General features: G+C 54.9%; 15 protein-coding genes and 7 pseudogenes. 11 read left to right on the plus strand and 11 right to left on the minus strand.

The window, feature by feature from the left end:
* Positions 1-210 precede the first annotated feature (210 nt).
* Entirely contained in the window at positions 211-426 is a 216-nt protein-coding gene (locus PGX04_RS00545; protein ID WP_273736741.1) for a hypothetical protein, read from the minus strand.
* A 641-nt stretch (positions 427-1,067) separates the two neighbouring features.
* Here PGX04_RS00545 and PGX04_RS00550 point away from each other — a divergent pair.
* The 3 genes from PGX04_RS00550 to PGX04_RS00560 are packed head-to-tail and all read left to right on the plus strand — an operon-like array spanning position 1,068 to position 3,056.
* Entirely contained in the window at positions 1,068-2,099 is a 1,032-nt protein-coding gene (locus PGX04_RS00550; RefSeq protein WP_273736743.1) for a hypothetical protein, read from the plus strand.
* Between the two features lie 10 nt (positions 2,100-2,109).
* Positions 2,110-2,562, plus strand: a complete 453-nt coding sequence (locus PGX04_RS00555) for a hypothetical protein (RefSeq protein WP_273736744.1) — start codon at positions 2,110-2,112, stop codon at positions 2,560-2,562.
* On the plus strand, positions 2,559-3,056 hold the full coding sequence (locus PGX04_RS00560) for a hypothetical protein (protein WP_273736745.1): 498 nt from the start codon (positions 2,559-2,561) through the stop codon (positions 3,054-3,056). The genes PGX04_RS00555 and PGX04_RS00560 overlap by 4 nt, the downstream gene beginning before the upstream one ends.
* Positions 3,057-3,510: 454 nt before the next feature.
* Here PGX04_RS00560 and PGX04_RS00565 read toward each other — a convergent pair whose 3' ends face one another.
* The gene (locus PGX04_RS00565) at positions 3,511-4,071 is read right to left on the minus strand and encodes a hypothetical protein (protein ID WP_273736746.1); all 561 of its coding nucleotides are present in this window, start codon (positions 4,069-4,071) and stop codon (positions 3,511-3,513) included.
* Positions 4,072-4,509: 438 nt separating this feature from the next.
* Here PGX04_RS00565 and PGX04_RS34260 point away from each other — a divergent pair.
* From PGX04_RS34260 to PGX04_RS00575, 3 genes and pseudogenes are all read left to right on the plus strand, one after another.
* A pseudogene (locus tag PGX04_RS34260) lies at positions 4,510-4,812 on the plus strand (RNA polymerase subunit sigma-70); the annotation flags it as partial.
* Positions 4,813-4,871: 59 nt separating this feature from the next.
* Positions 4,872-5,123, plus strand: coding sequence for a ribbon-helix-helix protein, CopG family (locus PGX04_RS00570; RefSeq protein WP_273736747.1), 252 nt, complete (start codon positions 4,872-4,874; stop codon positions 5,121-5,123).
* Entirely contained in the window at positions 5,120-5,590 is a 471-nt protein-coding gene (locus PGX04_RS00575; RefSeq protein ID WP_273736748.1) for a PIN domain-containing protein, read from the plus strand. The genes PGX04_RS00570 and PGX04_RS00575 overlap by 4 nt, the downstream gene beginning before the upstream one ends.
* Before the next feature lie 1,152 nt (positions 5,591-6,742).
* Here the strand turns inward: PGX04_RS00575 and PGX04_RS00580 are convergent.
* From PGX04_RS00580 to PGX04_RS00595, 4 genes are all read right to left on the minus strand, one after another.
* Positions 6,743-8,290: a primase-associated protein gene (locus tag PGX04_RS00580; RefSeq protein WP_273736749.1), complete on the minus strand. Its 1,548-nt coding sequence runs from the start codon at positions 8,288-8,290 to the stop codon at positions 6,743-6,745.
* A complete protein-coding gene (locus PGX04_RS00585; RefSeq protein WP_273736750.1) occupies positions 8,283-9,209 on the minus strand; it encodes a bifunctional DNA primase/polymerase in 927 nt (308 codons plus the stop codon). Before PGX04_RS00585 ends, PGX04_RS00580 begins: the two co-directional genes overlap by 8 nt.
* Positions 9,206-12,394 carry an ATP-binding protein gene (locus tag PGX04_RS00590; protein WP_273736751.1) on the minus strand — a complete coding sequence of 1,063 codons (3,189 nt, stop codon included), beginning with the start codon at positions 12,392-12,394 and terminating at the stop codon, positions 9,206-9,208. The genes PGX04_RS00585 and PGX04_RS00590 overlap by 4 nt, the downstream gene beginning before the upstream one ends.
* A 626-nt stretch (positions 12,395-13,020) precedes the next feature.
* On the minus strand, positions 13,021-14,211 hold the full coding sequence (locus tag PGX04_RS00595; protein ID WP_273736752.1) for an ISH3 family transposase: 1,191 nt from the start codon (positions 14,209-14,211) through the stop codon (positions 13,021-13,023).
* A 176-nt stretch (positions 14,212-14,387) separates the two neighbouring features.
* Here PGX04_RS00595 and PGX04_RS00600 point away from each other — a divergent pair, with 176 nt between their 5' ends.
* On the plus strand, positions 14,388-15,005 hold the full coding sequence (locus PGX04_RS00600; protein WP_273736753.1) for a methyltransferase domain-containing protein: 618 nt from the start codon (positions 14,388-14,390) through the stop codon (positions 15,003-15,005).
* Positions 15,006-15,174: 169 nt separating this feature from the next.
* Positions 15,175-15,459, plus strand: coding sequence for a helix-turn-helix transcriptional regulator (locus tag PGX04_RS00605; RefSeq protein WP_273736754.1), 285 nt, complete (start codon positions 15,175-15,177; stop codon positions 15,457-15,459).
* Between the two features lie 215 nt (positions 15,460-15,674).
* On the opposite strand, the gene PGX04_RS00610 is transcribed toward PGX04_RS00605, so the two are convergent.
* Both PGX04_RS00610 and PGX04_RS34050 read right to left on the minus strand, forming a co-directional pair.
* The gene (locus PGX04_RS00610; protein WP_273736755.1) at positions 15,675-16,481 is read right to left on the minus strand and encodes a TrkA C-terminal domain-containing protein; all 807 of its coding nucleotides are present in this window, start codon (positions 16,479-16,481) and stop codon (positions 15,675-15,677) included.
* Between the two features lie 41 nt (positions 16,482-16,522).
* Positions 16,523-16,756 (minus strand): annotated as a pseudogene (locus tag PGX04_RS34050) (DUF7983 family protein); the annotation flags it as partial.
* Positions 16,757-16,815: 59 nt separating this feature from the next.
* On the opposite strand from PGX04_RS34050, the pseudogene PGX04_RS00615 reads away from it, so the two are divergent.
* Positions 16,816-17,491: pseudogene (locus PGX04_RS00615) on the plus strand (IS6 family transposase).
* Between the two features lie 12 nt (positions 17,492-17,503).
* On the opposite strand, the pseudogene PGX04_RS00620 reads toward PGX04_RS00615, so the two are convergent.
* The 3 genes and pseudogenes from PGX04_RS00620 to PGX04_RS00630 form a co-directional block, all read right to left on the minus strand.
* Positions 17,504-18,406, minus strand: a pseudogene (locus PGX04_RS00620) (IS110 family RNA-guided transposase); the annotation flags it as partial.
* 380 nt (positions 18,407-18,786) lie between these two features.
* A pseudogene (locus PGX04_RS00625) lies at positions 18,787-19,341 on the minus strand (aldehyde dehydrogenase family protein); the annotation flags it as partial.
* Between the two features lie 289 nt (positions 19,342-19,630).
* Positions 19,631-20,653: an NAD(P)/FAD-dependent oxidoreductase gene (locus tag PGX04_RS00630; RefSeq protein WP_273736756.1), complete on the minus strand. Its 1,023-nt coding sequence runs from the start codon at positions 20,651-20,653 to the stop codon at positions 19,631-19,633.
* Positions 20,654-21,046: 393 nt separating this feature from the next.
* Here PGX04_RS00630 and PGX04_RS00635 point away from each other — a divergent pair.
* Both PGX04_RS00635 and PGX04_RS00640 read left to right on the plus strand, forming a co-directional pair.
* Positions 21,047-21,160: pseudogene (locus PGX04_RS00635) on the plus strand (ABC transporter transmembrane domain-containing protein); the annotation flags it as partial.
* Positions 21,161-21,308: 148 nt separating this feature from the next.
* Positions 21,309-21,555 (plus strand): annotated as a pseudogene (locus tag PGX04_RS00640) (IS5/IS1182 family transposase); the annotation flags it as partial.

Genomic DNA, 21,555 nt, shown 5'->3' on the forward strand with positions numbered 1-21,555 from the left:
GCAACGATGTCCGTCGCGGTCGGCTTTGCCGAGGTCCGCAGGACCCGGACGGGTGAAGCGCTGGCGTCGAAACCAAAGCCCGGCAGCACAGTGACCACCGGGAGCGAGCAGCCCGGAATGGTCGGTCGCGAGCGACGCGGAGGGAGGGAAGGCGAGCGGGGCGTGCCGTAACCACACACCAGCCGAGGGACAGCTACAACATCCCCACCTTCAGCTCAGCCTTGTGGGCTTCGAAAGGGCGAGGCCGTCTCGGTCGTCCCCCGCCGACGCAAGCACCGCAACGACCGAGCCCTGCGAGGGAGTGAGGCGCGCAGCGAGGCGCGGGATGCCGAGCGGCCGAGGGCTTTCGGTGGTAGTGTACTCCTCTCGAGTCATCTCCTCAACGATGTCGTCTCCCTCACAACCATCTCTCCACTCCTCCGCCACGATCTTGCCCTCACCCTGCCCCTCATTCTACTCTCCTCTCCTCGAGCGTCACCTCCATGTCGACCCGCTCTGCCCTACGTAGCCCGAGACACTCACACGCCTGTCTGCACTCACGCAACATCATCTTCGTCTCTCCTCGAACGTACCAGCGTACACCTTCCTGCCTCTTCCTCGCCTGGTGTGTTCTGTCCTCTCAAGTGTTCCATGGACTACCGATACCGAACCCACCAATCGTCCACGTCGCATCCCCGTCAGGCCGATCTCAGTTGTCCAATACTCGGACTGCTGTCTCGATCGTCACCCAGGGGTACCGGCCGTTCCAGCTGCACAAGACTCGGTCTGCCCTCGGGAAAGCAAGACCACCGGACCAAGAGTGTTACGTACAAGCCAAGCAGGTAACGGAGCAGCAATCGATCTCACTGATAGCTGTCAAGAGCTGCGTGTTGACTCGATGGAAACGCTGCTATGAGAGAGTGTATTCAGCAGACTTCGGACGTTTATTTCAACCTGCTTACGGAGAGACAGCTGTTCAGCAACCAGGTATATCCCACCCCTTTTTATTTTTAGGAATCTGATTAGTAATGTTTTAGTATAGTCCGAGTCGAACGTCGATAGAGATTATGACGCCACCCCTGCCAATCGTGTACCTCTACACGTCGGACACACAGGGGATCAGCGGTTCGATAAGATTCCAAAAGTTGATCTTCCTTGGTCAGCAGGAGTCAAGTCTCCCAGAGCGATATCAGTTTGTTCCTTACAAATTTGGTCCATATTCATATCAGTTAGAGCGTGATATTGAAAGCTGTATAAATAATGGCTATATCTGTAAGAGCCGAACGCGGAATAGGGTGGGGAATTACAGAATTGATTACTCGCTTACCCCAGACGGAATCCGATTTGCAAAACTTCTTCTAGAGAAAGGCCCCGACAAAGTATTTCAAGAGGCCAATAAAATCACCTCAGCGCACGGTGGGAAACAACTTTCAGACCTAATCAAATACGTCTATGGGAATTACCCCGAATATACTGACGAGTCCACGCTTGATATCGAACGTATCTTCGATGAGTCAACCACTTCGCAATTTACGGAACAAGACCCATCTCAAGTGGGTCCGTTCAATCAGATCAAGAAGTTAAGTGAAGAAGAAGGCGAAGTAGCGGGAATCGATAAAGAGTTTACTAGACAGTCACTAGAAATTGGATCTGAATTTCGAGCGACTCTTGAGAGGATTAGCGGTGATTCAGTATCGATATACTGGCGATCGCCATCACCATCGTTTGACTTATTCACACAAATCGTACAGAACGATACAGCAGTCCCAAAAGATGCGCCGAGTGAAATGCGAACTCGTGACTCTGATAGATGGATCCGTGGAGAGTGTAACGAACTACTGGATAAGGTCGATTCCGACACATGTCTGTTCTTTAGAACTGAAGCGGAGGATGATCAATACACAGTCACTTGGGAAGCCGGAAGGGGAGACAGTGATGATGAGATTACAATCTATATGACCGAAAGCCGGGCTAATTATAAAAGTTTCCGAGCAGCCTTAGTTCAGTACGCCACTGAAACCGCACTAGATCCTGACATAGCTCCTAAAAGCCGAGCAGTCACTACCGATGATCTGGTCAGCGAATCGTTCCGCCAAACTGCAAAGCTCGCAATAAGCTAAATATACCAAAATGATGGAAATTCAGCAGCTTGAGGATAAGGCTTGCTATGTGTCTGATAAAGACGAATACGGAATGATTGAAGTGAGAACCTGCATGGACGGTACGGCGGAAGCGTGCTGTCTTTCAAAAGGCGAGACCGGCACTCAACGAACCGGGGTCATAAATTGGCGGAGTCATATGTCTACTGTCGAGGTACGTATCCGGAGCTTGAACGAGAGCATAACTCTGATGCCCGAAGAAAAGGAAAGCAAAGGAGCATATGAGTACGTCAAAGAAGTGCATCTTCCTCCTTCAATGGGAAGTAATGTAAACGAGTATGAATTCCGGGTTCCGGTTAAGAGGGAATCAGCGGGCATATCGATGAGCGAGATCATTCAGTTGTCAATGACCATCGACACGGAACAAGCAGCTGAGGACAGTAGGGAAGGACCAACGCTGCATTCCAAAATCCAGTTTAAATGAGTTTTCCGAGCGCAGGGCTAATTCTTGAAATTACTCCATTCTTATCTACCATTGTTGTTGAGATTGCTACAGCAGGAGGTGAAGGAAAATTTGAGGGAGAATTTCAGAAGCAACCAGAATATGGCGTAATCGGAGATTCCCCTGCTAGCGCCGAGAATATTCGGTATACGGCGTTATTTAGCTACCATTACGAGCAATCTATGAGATACTTCGATATCGCTACTATTGCAGCGTTCGTCATCTTTATCACCAAACTCTACACAGCAGAGGGCACAAGCGAATTGATCGTCTCTGCAGCTGTCATTTCAATATGCTTCATCGTCGGTCTTCGTGTCTGGATGCGCAGATACTTTGAGTTAAAAACGCCGACAGAATACGCACGCAAAGACCTGTTATACACTTACCGAGGACTTATCATTCGGAAAGGTGATCTTGCCATCATGGCTGCAAATCTCGCTCCAGTCATGTGTTTAGTATTTCTAGATCTCATGTGAGTTGATCAAAACAGGATCGAGCTGTCAATTGTCTCATTATTAGATAAGGCTGAGAATTCTACTCTCACCAATCAAAGCTAAGAGATGCACGTACTGTACGTGGTATTGAACTCATTCCTTGACCGATAGGCACTATGTATTACTTCGATCCTAGCAACATGATCAGTGGCTGGTATAAGTAGCCGCGTTAGATTCTCCCACCTACATACCAGCTGATTCACTCGAGTATGGGTTGAAAGCAATCTTTGAGAAGAACCTATGACACCCTGCACTGGGGGAAAGCCCGGCAGCACAGCGAGCTCGAAGAGAGCGAGCGAGCAGCCCGGAACCTGGAGGAGGGTGGGTGGTCGTGGGAGGGCGGTGCTGTGCGGTGCGGTCCTCCTCTGCTCGCTGCTCCATACCCACCTCACTCCACTACTCTCATCCTTCCACTATCTCAAACCGCACTGACTCCCTACCTTCTGTACGGTTTCCGCATCCAGGATCTCATCGAACTGGCCCACGCTCGCAGCTGTACCCGGATTGCTTGCCGCAGATCCTGCCGCAGCACCGCCACTTCCGTATAGTACGATCGCGCACCCCTTGGCAATTCGTGGAACCGTTCCTGACACTTGAGACACGTGTACTCGAACTCGGCTCGGACGTTGTTCTGGTGCCCATCGAGTTCACCCCCTTCGCCGTAGTGGAACTCCTCGTACACGAGCTTCTTCGAGACGAACTCGCGACCGTCACACCGCGGGCACTGGTTCATCATCAGCGGCTCGTCCGATCCCTGCCTCGAGACAGTACTCGAACTCATCGATGCAACCTTGGCCTGCTCACCCTCACTGCTCTCCTCACCATCCTCGGCTGAACTCTCGGCTTCGTCCGCTGCTGTGGTATCAGCCTGGCCGTCGTCTTCTGCATCTTCCTCGCCTAGCACTGCTCCTTCTTGAACCCAGTCGTCGAATTCCTCGCTCAGGATCTGATCATCGTCCTCTGCGTCTTCCGTCTGATGCTGATCTGTCCAGCTCATATCCCGCTCACCCCTCTCAGGTGGGCGAACAACACTGCCGTCGCGATCACCTAGCCTGACGTCCTCCTAGCTGCTCTTCACTCACCACCGCCCTCGAGTCCCACTTCACCGTCGACGTCCTCGCCCACGGCCACCATCCCTCCCCTCGAGGAGAGCAACCCACACTGTACCACCTCCCCTCCAGGTCCACTCTTTCCTCGAGCTCCTCCCAGACTCCCCGTCACGGCCTGGCTCCTAGCTTGTACGTTCCTCCCACTCTCACCTCTCCTCAGCCTCATCTCCAGTCCTCTGCCCACTCCCCTCTCCGACACCACACTCGACCCTGTTCTCCGCCCTTCACTCGTTCTCCAGACCTCGCTCTCTTCTCCCCCTCTCGCCTCGAGCATCATCCTCTCTCTACTTCTCCCACCCCTCTTCTTTCTCTATTGGTCCCTCACACATCCGCTGTTCATCGCCGTCCACGAATCCGACCTCAACGCCTGGTCGGAGTTCTTCGACCGGTTCGGAATCCTGACTGCCGAGGAACGCCAGCCCGCTGAAGACCTCGATTGCGTCATCCAGGTCATCCTCGAGTCGCGGTCACAGATCGATCCCGAAATGGTCAACGGACGGCCAGTTCTCCCGCTCCAAGAAACCGTAGCGTTCGCAGATGAGCATTATGCGCATTTCCAGTCAGCACTCGACATGCTCGACCGTATGTACGACGACATCGACACTGACGCGAACTACCGCTCAAATTGACAGAGGCTGCCAATGGGTATCCACAGACGTTTAAGTCATCGCAGACCAATTATGGAGACATGGCCACGGATCTCACCGAACGGGTGCAAGAAATCGCGGAAGCGCGAGGCATCCCCGAATCGGAGATCCTCGAACGGGCGCTGGAACGCGGTGTCGAAGACCTCTGGATAGACCTCGTCCTTTCGCGGTACATGAACGACGAAATCGATCGAGAAACAGCGATCGAACTCGTTGGACGTGACCGCGTCAAGCGTGCAGAACGCGAACTGCAGGCAGTCGAAGACGATGTTCGGTGGGGTATGAGTGCGTGATCCTTGCGGTCGCTGATACAGGCCCACTAATCCATCTCGACGAAATTGACGCGCTTCAGTTGCTCTCGGTAGTCGATGGGTTGCTCATTCCACAGACAGTAAACGAAGAACTTGAGGCAGGGACAGTTCCATCTGCGCTCAATCATATCGAGTACGAACTCGTCGAGGCAGAGGAAACCGAACTCACCGTTGATTTAGACCCTGGAGAGACTGCTGCTCTTGCGGTCGCATCTGAGCGCTCAGCTGTCCTTTTGACTGACGACCTTGCAGCCAGAGACGCTGCCGAGGATGCCAATGTCGAGGTGCATGGCTCAATCGGTGTCATTGTTCTCGCATACACTCGTGGGGAACTCACCAAATCAAAAGCAGCCGAGCTGATGCGAGCACTCCAAACAGAAACGAGCCTGTTCATTACCGACGCTGTAGTTGAACGGGGAATCACACTGCTCGATGAGTCAACCAGATAATTCTGGTGCTACTCTCGCCTCTCTGTTGAAAATCCGCTACGAAGAGAAGCGGTAATAGCCGGTCACGGAAGCAGCTCAAAATAGAGCTATTTCTCCTCGCCTCAAGAGCGTGAGGCGAACACCAGTGAGTGAGTCACCAGACCAATCTGTAGAATCGAGCGGTCTTACACCAAAACAGCGTCTTGAGCCACCAAACACGCCGCTCATCAACGCCGGTATCATGACGATCAATGACATGGATCTTCAGTCCTCTCCACTCCGATCACCACACTCCATTCTGTTCTCCGCCCTTCACTCGTTCTCCAGACCTCACTCTCTTCTCTCCCTCTCGCCTCGAGCATCATCCACTCTACTTCTCCCACCTCTTCTTTCTCTATTGGTCCCTCACATTCTGCTCTCTTCTCAACTTTCTCTCACATCTATTACCTTGTCTCACACCCCTTCCTCTCCCACCTCTCTGCCGCTCTCTAGTCCCCCACTGATCGTGTTCTAAAAATGCTTTCTCATTCCTCTCTCATTCCCCTTCCGACCACCCCTTGTTACTGACCCTACCTTCCACCCGTTCTACACCCAATCCAATCCCTCCATTCTCGAGTCCGCACACTCCTCCAGACCGAGCCTCCAGTTTCTGATACATCCACCTTCCCCTGCCCTCTGTACTCCCCACGTCTCAATCCCGTCGCGCACACCTCTGCTTCTGCATACCTCCCCATTCCTTTGGACGAAAAATCGTCATTCACGACCGGTTTTACGGATTTATATCTCTTTAAAACCCCGTCGCGCATATCTAAGGCCGTTATTGTGTGCGCGACGAGTTCGAATTTCGGAGCTTAAATCAAGAACGTGCGCGACGGGAGGGTGAAACCGCCGATATTGGGATGATCGGTGCGTTATGTTGAATGGAAGCAATAACTAGACAGTCAATTTTGGAGAGGAGTTCCGTACGCAAAACCCGTCAATTAAGGTTTTCAGCAGTTTCAGCCCTCAGATCGTGCGCGACGGGGTGTAACTACCCTACATGTAGTTAGAATCAATACATATCGTATTAAGTATAGATATCGAGGAAGTGGCACAGAATCCTGATTTTAAATCTGTCATAGGATGGTGGAATAATGGCTATGTAGATGGAGTTTTTCTTCAAAAATGTTTGTTCTAAGAGTGTGAGAAAAAGTCGTCAGTCTGCTCGAGTTGGTCGTACATTTCGTCGGGGAATGGAAGGCTGCCATAGATTGAGTAGGGGCACTGCTCTTTGCCGATACAGTACCGTTGCATATCGTCATTGTTACAGTTCATCGGCAGGGGTGTGTTCCCTTCGGAACCGATGCCACGATCGCCCCGTCGGGCTTCGTACTTAATTTGGTAGGCAGAGATCTCTGGATCGAACCATGGCCACCGACTGAACAGGTCTTTGAGTTCATCGGTGATCGCGTCGATGGGCTTCTCGCGGTACTGTGGAAGCCACATTACCATCCGGACGAGGTTGAAGAGGTCTTTCCGAACCGGCTTTTCCTCTTGGAGCCGCTCGTCGAGTGCTGCCAGACAAGGCAGTTCAAACAGATCTTCGAGCTCCGTGATTTCAAGTGGCCGCGATCCACCGCCCGAGTGGCCGATCCGATACGTATTGACGCGGTCACCCCGATAGACTGTCACCGACCGATGTGATGAGTGATCGGCAAGCGAGTTTCCTACACTTCGAGGGGTCGACAGCTGTGTGAGCTGGGTTCGTTCACTCTCGTTTTCTGGTTCGTATCCCTCGAGCGCGCCGGACAACTCCTGCGCAGTATGAAACTCGCCGATCTGAGTCTGGGGTGACGCTCGCACCGCATTTTGGAGCAGTCGGACGATCTGCTCGCCTTGATCCCAGTTTTTCCACACCTTCTCGTACTGGCCGATCTCGAGGGCGTAGTCAGTCCGCTCGGTGATCGCCGTCTCGTGCTCTCGGAGCCACTTGCGTTGTGGCTCACCGAGTTCATCCTCTTGGACTGCCTGTAGCCGACCAAAACACCGCTTGGCGTACGATCGATAGGTGTCATGGAGGTGGTCGAGCGGGACGTAGAGATGATTGTCCTTGACCTGCGTTCGAATCTCGCCCGTTTCGTCGGCACTCGTCGCTTCGGTGGATGCTCGCGCGAGACACTTTCGAGAGGCAGCCGCCATTGGGATTTCCACGTAGAGATCGGACTCGTCATCGGCAGTCTCCTCCTCGTCAAATTCGGGCATCGGCTTGACGCCCGTACAAACGCGACCCTGGTGGGGACCGTCCTGACTGGGGCCTTTCGCATAGAGGACCTCAGCCATCTCTTGGTAGAGCGTCGGGTCGTCGTACTCATGGACAAGTGCGAGGAGATTGGTCGCGAACAGCTCGCGGATGTTGTGAAGGACTTGATTCTGCCGAGGCGGCGTGTCCTCAAAGCGAGGTTGTTCGCTCACGCAGATTGTACTGAGAGTAGCCAGCAAAACGAGCGTGGCGGGCTCGTCGACGAACGGGTACTCGAGCGGGCGGTTACGCTGGGTGCTCTTGAACGCAGCAGTCCCGAACCGTTCGATATCCGAAAGCAGCGTCTCTCGGTCTGGCGTATTATCGACGACGTAGCGGTCGTAGCCGCGGGCGAATAGCTGGATGATCTCGTTATCGGTGTAGTTGGTCGGGATCGCTGCAGCGAGGTAGGCGTCTCGGTCGGTCTCTCGTGGATCAATCATGGGTGAGTTCACTCTCGGTTTCAAGGAATTGTGGTCGGGCTTCTGTTCGCGGATCGAATGCTGGGCTCTCGATCGGCTGAACGACGCGACAGACGTCTGCATGCAACGAGTAGGGAACGCGAAGCAGACGACTTCGGTCAGCAGTCACAACGGGATCGATCGGGATCTCATAACGCTCGAGCAAGAAGTCGTTCAGCACTTCTCGGCTTTTCTCGTCATATCGGTGGTCAAGATCGTCGTCGAGCAGATAGATGTGGACACCTTGGCCAGAGTAGACGACCAGCGTCTCCTCAGCAGCAAACACATCCGTGAAGACATCGCGCGTTTCGAAGCCGTACTCGATCGCACGGTCGATATCGTCGAAGGTATAGGGATACCCCGTCGGATCGGCGTCACGAATCTCAGATTCAGCGAACAACGTGTCGTCACGACTCGCATCTGCTGATTGGATCTTGAGGTTGTTCTCCTCAAGCTCGCGTTCAGCGCGCGCTTTCGCGATGTCTTTCGCGTCGATATCGACCGCAATCACCCAGGGGTGCTCCCAGTTGTCTAGCGCGTAGTAGACCCCATCCGAAACCGGATCGCTCTTCTCGGTCAGATCAGGATCGACCAAGGCGTACTCACTCCCCTTGAACGGGTCGTACCGTGCGGGAGACTGGATGAACGAGACGAGTTCTTCGAAGTCGCCGAAGTTCTGTGCAATCGGCTCGCCATCTGAGGTGGTGCGCCATGTCGGCCGTCGAACGAAGTCTCGATCGGGACGCTTCGCTTTGCAGATGGGATGGCGCTCGCGAAAGCTGATTCCGAACTCTTTCGGTGCCGTTGGTGTGATGAACGGCAGCAGCTGGTCGACGTACTCTGGGAACTCCTCGGTGTAGTACGCATAGACCTCGTCGCGAGTTGCCTGTCGCCAACTCATGAGGAGTCTCCAGTCACCTTTTTTTCCATTTTTCGGAAGGTTTGAACAGTTGTCATTCCAGCAGCCTCAAACGACTCGACTCGCTCCTGGATCTGTGCAAATGAACGCGCAGCCCGCCCACTTACCGAGCCAGGAAGCCGTTCAGCGTCGGCAAGCACATTCGCAATCTCTCGAGCGTCGTCACGTGACGGGAACGCCCACACGACATCCGCGTCGACGGCGGCCATCTTCTCGTAATCACTCACAACTGCCTCAGCGTTATTTGACGACATCTCCACTTCGCCAACCCACACGAGGTCGTCATCAGCACCGAACGCGGCAACGTCGAACACCGTCTCCGAGGACTGCTGATAGTACCGCACTACTCGATCGACCTCTTCGAGAATCTCGAGCCAACGCACCAGGAGTTCGACCCCGACTTTGTGCGGTGTCTTTTCACCGAGATCACCAATCCCCTCCTCGGCAGTTAGTGTCTCACCGAGAACCTCGCGTCCAGCGGGCAGTACCGTATAGTACGGCCGTCGGTCTACTTTCCCTCTCTCGAGCAGCTCTTGTTCAATCAACACCTCAACGTCAACCTCATCGAGGTCCTCTTGTAATTCATCCATTCCCTCCAACAGCGTGTAGCCTGGGAGGTCACGATTCATCGCATCAAGCACCCGTTTGAGGAAGATCGCATCGTCTCGTGAGAGTCGCCGTCGATGGAGTTCACGGTCCGGGACCGGGCACTCCTCTTCGTCTGTGGGTGGGTCGAAGAAGACGGCCCCACTCGCGACATCAGCTGGATCATTGTCGGTGGTCTCCGCTTCACTACTGTCGCTGAGGTCTGCCTGAGCTGTGAGGTCGCTATCGTCTCGTTCATCGGGCCGATCGTCGTCCCCATCGTCGGGGCCGAACTCATCGAACGGCTGCTGTGCGTCGGCGTCTTCAGTCTCAACTTCGGGATCGACTACCTCTCTTTCGTCCGTCTCTTCACGCTCATCTCCGTCCGGCACTGGTGGCGCGTCAGCCCACTGATCTGTGTCGCTCCAATTCGACCACTCCATCGCGTCCTCGTGGGTCGGCACGTACAATCCATACTCGTCCTCAGTTCGCTCGATCACTTCCGGTAGGAGTTCTTCATCGAACTGCTGCTGTTCAGCTGCCGTCAACGGCTCGTCGCTTTCTGGATGTCCGCTCACAATCGGCATCGAATGCAGGGTCAGCGGCGCTGGTCGATCCTCACCGAACCCGGGGGAGACGAGTTTCGTGAACCACTCCCCGGCAGCCATCCGGTTGTTCCGGTTCCGGACGTCCTCGACAGACAACTCGTCGTGCGTGAACGTCTTCGCAAACCGGTCGGTCATCGAGATGTCTCCGATGAGTTTCGTATGTACCTCAGTCAGGAGTTCTTCATAGGCCCCGTTGCCGTCGTCCCAGCTTTTGACCTGCTCAGGATACTGCATGATGAATCCGAGACTCAACCCGGACGATCGGCCCTGAGGGAGTAGCTGATCGGCAACCAGCTCGGTCGCAACGAACGGTGCGGCTTCTTCCAGGATGACGTTGACGACGTTCTCGGGGTTCGTCCGCCGCCGTCGTTGAATTGCGTGCCACAGATTACTCAACAGGACCGTCGTAAACCCACGTTGGGCGTCTAGTGTGAGATCACCCAGGTCGAACAGAATCGTGACGTCTTCGTCAAGGAACTCACTGAAATCGAAGTGCGTCTCCTGCTGGTGGAAGCCGTAGAGATCGTCCCCGTTGGATTTGCGACCCGGCTTGTATCGAAGCATCCAGTGGAGGTGGCGATCCTCTTTCAGTCGATTCAGCCGATTCAATACCGCACCCATCGTGGTGTCGAACTGGTGCTCGTCTTTAGCGAACTGCGAGGCGAGCGAGTCGTGGATGTCGGCATTGATGTCCGAGATCCCCGGCAGTTCCTGGTGACGGTGCATTCGCGTCGCGGCGTCGACGAAATCGTCTAGTCCAAAAACGTCGTCACCGTGTTTGGGATCGAATAATGCGTAGATCAGGAACGTCAGAATCTCGTTCGCCACGAACGCCTGTTCGTGCTTCTCAGCTCCCAGAATCATCCGCATCAGCGCGTGGAAGTGGTCGGCTTTCTCCTTGACCGCTGTCTCGCGATCGTGGCCCGCCTCGAGTGCCGGTCGGATATCGAAAAACGAGATTGCAGGAAGCGTCCCCGGCTCGCGAAAGTAGTACACGTCGTCGAGGTCGCCGAATTTCTGGTAGTGGGCCATCAGGTAGTTCAGACACATGTTGTCGCCTTTCGGCTCGAACAGGACGTTCGGCCCTGGTGTCGTCTCGGCGAGCGAGCGCAGTATGCGGTTAGTGACTTGGCTCTTCCCAGAGCCAGTGGCGCCACAAAGCAACCAGTGACGCGTCTGTCGGCCTGGTGGTAACCGGAGTGGTCCTTCGACAGCACTGTTGGCATCCTGACCGAGGACCATCCCCGTGGTGTACTGGCGGCGTTGAGCAGCATCCAACCCGGGGAGCGCTGTGCGACTTTCGGGATTCGCGTGCGTCTCTTTGACCGCCTCGTCAGTGAGATGCTCGGTGCTGGGGACGATCACCAGATTACAGAGTTCGGCAGGATCCAGATGCAGGTCAGGTTCGGACCGGCTCAATTTCCCACCAGAGACGACCTCACCCTCGAGCACGCGGTTGAAACAGCGTCGTGACCGCTTTCGTTTGCTGCGCTCGAGAGCCCCTTTCCCGTGGAGGGTCTCGCCCTCGAGTTTGTAGTAATCACCCGCGAGCGGATCGAACACGGTACTCAGGTTCCGCAAGTAGTGGTCAATCTCGGACGTGTCGCTCCGAGACGGGCTCGTGGGGACGGTCACCGCGCGCAGGTTGGTCGTGAACGTGTGTCCCCAGTCTTCGTTTCTGATCTCGGCGATGCGCTCAGATTGAGATTCACTGAGTGACTCTGATCGCGGTGAGGATGACTCGCTATTCTTTGGACCGCGCAGAAGCTCTTCAAGGGCCACGGCGGCTTCATCCCACAGCGTTTCACGTCCATGTTCGATTTCGTCGATGTGGTACTCACCCGCTGCCGTCAGATCGGGCTCACCTTCGAACGCGGCCTGGAAGACGATCGGATGATCCGTGCTTGCAAAGTGATCGATCAGCACCGTCAACGGCGCGTGTGAGTTCGCCTTCGTCCGATCGTCTGCACCCATTTTCTGATCGAATTTTTTGATTGCGGCCAACGGGTCTCCGCTGCCAGTCCACCGCAGTCCGTACGGCTCAACTTCGTCCGGATGTGGCCGGGCGAGTACCCCCTCACCAGTGTCGACTGGCGTCTCGAGGGCAAACGTAAGCGATCCTGGATCACGGTTTTCTGCCTCCTCTTTCGCACGGAGTGCATCGAGGTCGACACGCGGGAGCTGTTTACCGAGTGGGAGACTGGATTCAGAATCGGAAGTGGAACCTTCGGTATCGGAAGTAGAATCGGAAGCCTCCGTACTGCCGCTCTCTTCGGCAGTCTCGTCTTGATCGACCTGCTCGCCGATGGTCGTCGCTCCTCCGTCAGCAAGCGTCGGCTTGGAGCCACGGACACGAACGAGCGCCTCGACCTCCGCGGGCGTACACTCGCTAGTTGTCCACTCTATCGATAGCGGCGGAAGCAGAAGCTCGATTCCATACCGGAAAGACGCCGAAAAAGAGTTGAAGAGCAACAAGAATACCGCGAGGGTTTGAGAATATGTCGAATCGAACACCCGTTCCTGCTGTGGCCGTCGATGAGGCCCCTTCAGAACAGAGCTGTCGCTGTTCGCCAGCCTCGCTTCGCTCGAAGCGAGGCGGCTCAGCCGAGACCGTGGTCGCATCCAGCCGGCAATCCAACACCGTTCGTCCGATGCTTCTCTTTCCACCCCAACTCATCATCGAGCACTCCCTCGATCCCGTGGAGAAACGCGTCACCAAACGTGAACTCTACCGGGAGTACTCGCCCGCCACGTCGTGGCGCGGCGAGTACTGCCCACTGGATCACGATCCACAGCTGCTCTAACAGGAACCCGACGCCGACGTAGAACAGCCGAATTGTCGGTGACGGCGTTGTCGTTACCGCTCGTGCCTCGCGAAATTTCTCGTAGCTCTTCTCGATCCGTGAACGCTTGTCGTAGATCGCCGCTACCTGCGCTGGCGTCCGGTCTTCCAGACCGTACGCCGCGTACCCTGTTTGCTTCAGCCCTGACTTTCCTCGGTCACCGTTGTGGTACGTGACATCGACCGCCAGCGGATATGTCTGTTCGTGCTCTTTCCCTTTACAGATCGTCTCCTCGGTCATGTACGACGCGTTCACCGAGAGTTTCTCCCGGAGCGAGTCTTTCCCGGTCTTGACCGGGAAGACTGGCGGCGCAACCGCCCGAAGAACGCCGATCACCTCTCCGACGTAGGCTGCTCGATCCATGAGAATCCGGTCGATCTCGAACGGATACAGCTCGACGCGGGCGAGCACACGCTCGACCGCGTCGGCCTTGCTATCCTCGCCATCAACCGGTTCAACCGCTAGTGTTAGCGGCTTTCCCTGTGCGATCACAAACGCCGTGCAGTACCTATGGCACTTTGTTGTGCCGTCACGGGCTTGCATTCGCCGGAACTCGTCTTCGTTCTCTGGATAGCCATGGAACGGGTTGTCCATGAAGTCGATGCAGACGGTTCTCGACCGGTCGCGGTCGAGAACCGACATCGCCAGCGTAGCGAGAACATCGTTGACAGCGTCCAGCATTGGCTCTTTTTGGAGCGTGTGGAGCCAATCCATGACGGGCTCTCTGTTGGGCGTCTCCTCTGTGTTGGTGGTGACGCCGTGAACGGAAGTTGTTCCGACAGCCGCTCGAAGAACGACTTCCATAATATCGCCGGAATCGAGGGGCGAGCCCCCGATTCCCGGCATCGGAATCAACTCAAGCAACTCCAGAGAAAGAGCCTTGAGTTGCCGGTTCGAAATGAATTCGTCCGGATCTGTAAGAACCCGTCTGAGTTTTGGAAGGTTCATACGGGACTGTCCGGACAGCGGATGAATCAGTGATCTGATTCACCCGCTTCCCACTCATCTACATATCAGACGTGAGTCCATTGAGTCAGAGTGGACAACTAGCGACAGTGAATTATCTGATAAGTAGGTATGCGAGTCTATTACTACTAAGCGGTTTGGCTAAGAAGCTTCAAGCAATGAACTTTAAAGAGCGAGAACAAGTCTATGGGAGGGAAGAGTATTACTGGGGAACAGAGCCGAACCAAATAGCCGAACGAACGGTCGACATCGCGTCCAGCATAGCGAACGAACCAACGGCTATCGACATCGGAGCTGGCGAAGGGAGGGACTCCGTTCTCTTCGCCGAGCATGGGTGGAAAGTGTATGCCGTCGATGTGTCTCAGAACGGTTTAGAGAAGGCAAGTCGGCTCGCTGAGCGTCGAGCCGTCGATATTGAAACGATTCGGGCAGATGCAAACGGACTGACCCTTCCTACGAACGTTGATGTTGTCTACTCGGCAGGGGCAGTTCAGTATATTCATCCTGAAAAACGGACTCGACAGTTCGACCATTTCAAATCCCAGACGAACGCCAATGGAGTCCACGCTATCTTCGCGTTCGTTGACCACCCCGAAATCCCAACGCCGCCGGACTGGACGGAAAACGAGTACTTCTATGATCCGGGCGAACTGGCAGACCACTACGAGGACTGGAAGACGATTCAGTACGACGAGATTGTATTTGACGATGACTCTGGGAGCGAACCGCACCAGCATGGGGCGGAGATTCTGTTCGCGCAAAACCCGAGTGAGTGAGTCGTGTCTGGCAAGAACTGTTAGACTCACGCCCTGTATGTAACGCTCACCGGGGTCAACACAATCGGTACGCGATCCGTTCTATGACAGCCCCTGCTGTGTGCCCTGGAACTGACCTTCGAGAGATAGTCTTCGACTCATTTAAACTCTCAACGGACAAGAGTCCGATATGTACGATCTGACCGCTTTCCAGCGCGATCTGCTCTATGTTGTTGCTGGGCTGGATGAACCACATGGACTCGCAATCAAAGAGGAACTCGAGGACTATTACGAAAAAGAGGTCCACCATGGTCGTCTGTATCCAAACCTGGATACAGTCGTCGAGAAAGGGCTGATTGACAAGGGACAACTCGATCGTCGGACGAACGTCTATTCCCTCACTCAGCGTGGGCAGCGTGAACTCAAGGCTCGCCGCGAGTGGGAGGATCAATACGCTGCCGAATCGGTTGATTGAGAACTCGTTGTATTAGTGTTATAACGAGGGTTCCGCTAACTCCTACGAACGGGGAAATCAGGTGTCACGGAAACCACCACTTCTGTGACGGGCCAAGAGCCAACAATCACAAAATCAGCTCAATCCACTGACGCACTCTCGAGGCCATCATAGAAAATCTCCCCCGCCTTGATTATGTTCATTTCTATGATGAATTAGACGATAAGCAGGTATGCTTACTGATCGATGACTCGTTCTTGTTCAGAGAGGATGTTTGCGTGTTCGTCACGCGCCTCATTGTGCGCTTCAACGTCCCCTTCGTCTCGGTCTGCGAGTTCCTGTAATCGATCTTCTTTCCCATAGAGGGTAACGGTATCTCCCGGTTGAATCTCTGTATCGGGACCGGGGGCACCGATATAGTCATCGTTTCGCTCGATCCCGAGCAGGATCACTCCTTCGTCAGAGAGATTCAATTCTCTGGCTGTATCATTTGCCAACCATTCGTCTTCGTTGATCTCAACTTCGGCGACGCGATATCCACTCTGAAGGCCGAGTACCTTCGTGTAATCTTGGATGGCAAGATCCGTCGTCTGGTCAAGTGCCCATTCGATAACTGGCGTCACTGCTCGATTCAATAGTCGGCTCCGAGCGAGAAGAATAATCCCGACAATGCCAGCGATAACGTAGATGAGGGTAAGAACGTTTTCGCCCTCGGCGTTGACGAACGACAGGAGGAGCGACGCAAGTGCACTCACAACCCCGATACTTCCGAGTCGGATGAGCCAGATGACAATGGTTCGTCTGCTTGGCTCCGAAACCGTAAACTCTGCCTCGTCGGTTGTGTACCCCGCTCCCGAAAATGCCGATGCCGCCTGAAATGAGGCCACGTCCGGTGAGAGACCAGTCATTCGAAGTGCAATCGATCCGATCCGGATCACGAGGAGGGCGAGGGCAAAGATGATGAAAACGGACAGGATTTGATTTGTCGCTACCATGAGATTACGTCTCACAGAGGGCTGTAAAAAGATGGGGTCTTCATTCAACGAGATCGCTATATGATCCCTCCGTACGGAACGTCTGGTAGCTATCTTCCAACGGAGGGGTTCAATAGAGCCAGCGACCCCCAGTCACTCAGCGTGGAATTCCTGGGCCGGACTGAACTCAGTGGCTCAATTCGAGTCTCGAGATCATCAATTTCCTCGCGCAATTCAGCGGCTTCAGGCTCATCACTAGCGGCTAACTGATCTTTGAGACCTTGGAGGCGTGTTTCTTTCTGCTCTTCATCAACCTCCGCTTTCCGAACATATTCCCGATTCTGGCACTGTCTAGTTGAGCCAGTTTGAGGAAAGAGCAGGTCGTTGAGTGAATTGGACTAGAATGCTCGCAGACCTGCTCAGCGAGTGCTATGACGCGGATTTAGAAGAGTCTTGAGAGAACGAGCGGACGGCGACGCCCATCAGGGCGTTCGCCGTCCGCCTCCACGAAACCGATTGCTTGCTTCGCGAGACAACAGCAATTTTGGCGGAATTAGGCGTTGAACGCTCGCATGGAGCGGTTTGGAATTGGGTGCATCGGCTGGCTGACAGCGGGTGCGACCCGCCTGAGGCGCAGCCGAAGCGGGTCGCGGTTGACGAGACTGCTGTCCAGATCAACGGCGAGTAGTCTTGATTGTATGCTGCAATAGACACCGAGACAAAGCTGATTCTCGACGTCGCGTTATTTGGTCGGCATGGCACTGATCCGGCAGCTGCGTTCCTGCACCGACTCGACGAGAAATACGACCTCTCCGAGACCGTATTTCTCGTGGACTAATTCGGATACCGGACTGCCCTTACTCGATTAGGATTGAGCGGTCGAGTCAATTACACCGAGCGAAATCTCATCGAAAAGTGGTTCACACCCTCAAAATGCGCATCGACCGCTTCCACAACTCGTGGGTGGCAGTCGGGCGAGGGCACGCGAATGGTTTGAACAATTCATGCACTACTACAACCGCCAGAGACCACACCAAGCTCTCGACGGAAAGACGCCGATCGAGGAGGTGCAGAACTAGACAGTTCCCTGTTTTCGAGTTATTCTGTTGAGCTAACCAGTTGTAGAACCGGCTGAGGTACTCGTCTTCGCACGTATGTACCGCTGAGTACGACGCTTGAACGAGCAGCCACCGGACTCGTCCTGATCCTCGCTTCGAGATACTCTCCTCAAACCGTGAGTCGCCAGACTCGCGGATTATCGGGTTCAGTCCAACGTAACTTACGACCTCTCTGACCCGATCAAACCGGTTGATCTCTCCCAACTCCGCGTAAATAGTCAACGCCGTAAAATAACTCACACCCGGAATCGTCATCAGGAGCTGGGTCTCCTTCAGAGACCCAGCCCGCTCCTCAATCTCTGCTTCCAACGACTCAATCTGTTCAGTGAGTGTCTGAATGACCTCCAGATACGACTCTAGCAACGCATCCCACGGTGTCGGGAGCGAGAGTTCCGCCAGGAACTCTCGTCCCTTGACACTCAGTGGTTTCACCTCCTGAGTGATCCCGTGATCACTCAACAAGCCATGGATCTTGTTCGCGTACTCGGTCCGGTTCTCAACGAGCTTCTGGCGCCCACGCACAAGTGCGCGGGCTCGCCGAACCTCGTCGGTTGGAACGTAGCTTTCTGGAATTGATCCTAACCGAACCATTCGAACGAGTTGTTTCGCGTCGACGCGGTCAGTTTTCTTGTTCGAGTCAGAGATCAACTTCAATTCGCCGGGGTTAGCGACGGTTACATCCAGATACTCTGAAAGAGTATCATGGATGTGGTAGTAGTTGCTGGTCGCTTCAAGCGCGGCTTTGGACCCAGCGTACTGCTTGGCAAAGTCGTCGAGGTTCGCGTTTTCGACGTGAACCTCTTCGACGATCTCACCGTTTTTGTCCACTACTGCAATTTGTGAGTACCGTTTGTGTATGTCGATACCAATGAACATTGGACTCACCTTGAAACGCCGGTGCGTGAAACAGAGATTCACCTATACGGGCTTTCCCGACTGCCGCTCCTGGCGGCAGTCGGGCTGTGACGCCCAGGACTCGGCTTCCTACGCACTCGGACCAGTCAGCACCACGTGCTCTCAGACACGGAATACAGCTCGGTCTCTTGCGTCCCATACTTGTTTCACGCTCTCATGGGATAGCAGAATTTCCATCGGGTCAGCATGGCTTTTTCAACACCCATATTAGCTGATGGAAGAGACGGAGTCAGGTTCACACTCTCTCTGTATCGGCTCTTTCGGTGAAAACTCACCGAAACGAAGTGACGAAACGGATGCCAATTCCATATGCATTGGGTGACGTAGTCTCAACTTCTGATAAGGAGGCCGCCCGTGATCGGCGTGTTCGAGGCCGGCTTGACGACAACCGTGTTCCCTGTGGCGATGGCAGGCGCGATCGCCCGTCCCGAAAGGTTGAGCGGAAAGTTCCATGGAGAAATGACTGTGACGACACTTTCGGGCTCCAGGCCAACGAAGTTTTCCTTGCCGAGAATATTGGAGGCGGCCTGCTCGCCCTTCATTCGACGAGGGAAGGTAGCCGCCTCACTGGCTTGGTCGGTCGCAACCCTCACGGAGGTCTCGCCCATGATTTGTGAGCCTCCCGCCTCGTAAGCTAGCAGTTCGATGATCTCATCTTTGTACTCTTGAATTCTCTGTGCAAACTCTCGGGCGACTCGCTCGCACTCAGCCGGTGGTGCTTTTTGCCACTCTTTTTGCGCGTTTGCTGCGGCTTCATAGGCGGCGGATACTTGTACGACCACCTCGCGCGTCGATGGATTCTCGACAGGTATCTCCGTATCGCCTTCCGAGGGTATCCACTCGCCGTCGATGTAGAGGCTGTTCCAGTCGGCGTCGATCGAAAAGTCCTGTACCATCAAACGGATGACAGGAACCCTTCTAAAAAGCCATCGTCAGACATTGGCAAGTTCTCGGATTCTAACTTCTACTGGAGTTAGATCCCGCGAATAGCCACACTACCGATCGGTTCCGAAGCACACCTTCGATATGCCGCCATGCGGAAGAACCCCACCGCATCGATTTCAATCCGATCACGGGTTTCGACTACTGAGACTTCCTTGAGAAGCCGAACCGTCTGTTCATCCTGGTCGAACCGACCAGTGACGCTGACGAGGACGCATGGCGAGTGTTCCCAACACCGAAGGATCACTCGTACGTGTGAAAGGCGACAGCGCGCTCCAGCAGCGCATCAGGGATTCCGGGCACTTCCTCGGCGCGGACGGGACCCGACTCGTGGATCGCCTCGACGTCCCGCGGGAACTCCCGCAGTCGCCAGTGGATCGAGATGCCGGCTCTCGCGCCGTCGGCGAGCGCGATTGGAACCTGGTTGTGTCCGGGCGTGAGGTCACCTACCGCGTAAACGCCCTCGACACTCGTTTGGCCGTGGTCGTCTACGTCAACCGTTCCGTCGTCGTTTAGCTCACAACCCAGTTCTGCCGCAAGTCCATTATGGTATTCAGCGCCGTACATTGCGAACCCGCCCCGGTACTCGCGCCTTGTCCCGTCCTCGAACTCAAGGGCTTCGAGCCAGCCATCTGAGCCATTCCGAACACCAGTGACGCCCTCTTTGATCACCTCTATCGGGTGATTCTCAAGCATCGTCGCCGTCTCCTTGCTCCACGTCGGTTCGTGGTTTCGGGTCACGAGATCGACGTCGTCGGTGAAGTTGAGCATGATCATGGCGACGTACGCGGCGCTGTCGTTGTACCCCATCACGTACACTGGCTCGTCAACGAACATGTATGCATCACAGTGCAGGCAGTAGTGCAGCCCGCGGCCCGTTCGAGGTAACGGCGGTTCCGGCGTAATGTCGTCGAAACCAGTTGCCAGAACGAGAGACTCCGCGACGTAATCTGCGTTAGTCCCGCAGACGCGGAACCGACCGTCTTCAGTCTCGCTGGCCGCCGAGACGACATCCCGGTAGAGGTCGCATCCGTAGTCAGCAAGTTGCTCACGGCCAGTTTCGAGAAACTCATTGCCGGTTACATCCTCGGTGACGCCCACGACGTTGTGGACCTCTCGCATCATTGCTGCACGCCCGCCACCACGCTGGACGAGCGCTGTAGAGTGGCCCAATCGCGTATTGTAAAGCGCGGCGGACAGACCTGCGGGTCCACCACCGACTACGACGACTTCGTATTCCCGTTGCTCGGTTGAATCATCGGCCATAATCCACAACACAGTACGAAGACCAAAAAGCGTGTGCGTACTTCTGTTGATTCGGCGCAGTTCTATCGATACTTGATCGAAGAATTCACCTCGATACGGGATTAGAAGGCGAACAAGCACCTGATTTCACACTTCTCAGCACCGCGGGTGGTGACGTACCGCTCTCAAATCGTCTTGAGGCAGCTCCTGCGGTCGTCGATATCGAGGGCGTCGTTCTTCACGCGTTACTGACTGGAGCCAAGAGATGTTCCGGATCGATGCTCTCGCGGGACCGGATGTCCGAAGGTTAGTAGGATTTCCGCAGAACGTCCACGGGTTCTTCTCGTATGGATTGAGTCCTAACCAGCGTCTGACAGTCATTGCACCGCTAGGTCGGACTGGTCGTCCCCGACGGCGGTCCTCAACAACGACACGCGGGACCTCGAGACGTTCCTCGACAACGCGCTGATGAACTCGCTGCGGCTACTGGTGATGGGGCTTGAGATCGCGGCCGTCCTCTTCTACCTTCGAGGGGAGGAAATGTACCCACTATTACTTAGAGGGATAGTCGGCCATTGAGTTCGATATCAGATTCGAATGGTGTGCCGCGTTGAATAGACGGACGGCGTCGGGATAGACCGTCAGATCAGGAAGGACGAAGCCGAGGAGGGCGGATATGGCAGAAGTCGATCTCCTTGACTTCGTTGAGTGGTTCAAGCGCCTAGCCAAACAAGCCTTGGGAACCCATGCGGGCTCGCCCGCTGGAAGCACGTCGTCATTCATGGGTTTCGATGTGAGGAGGAACACAGCTTCCGTGAAACCGAGAACCGGCTGATGTACATGAGCAAAATCCGGGAGGTTCTTGAACTAGAGAAAGGAGACGTCCCGGATTATACAACGCTGAATAAGTCGTTTGATCGGCT

The organism is Natrinema soli, assembly GCF_028618695.1.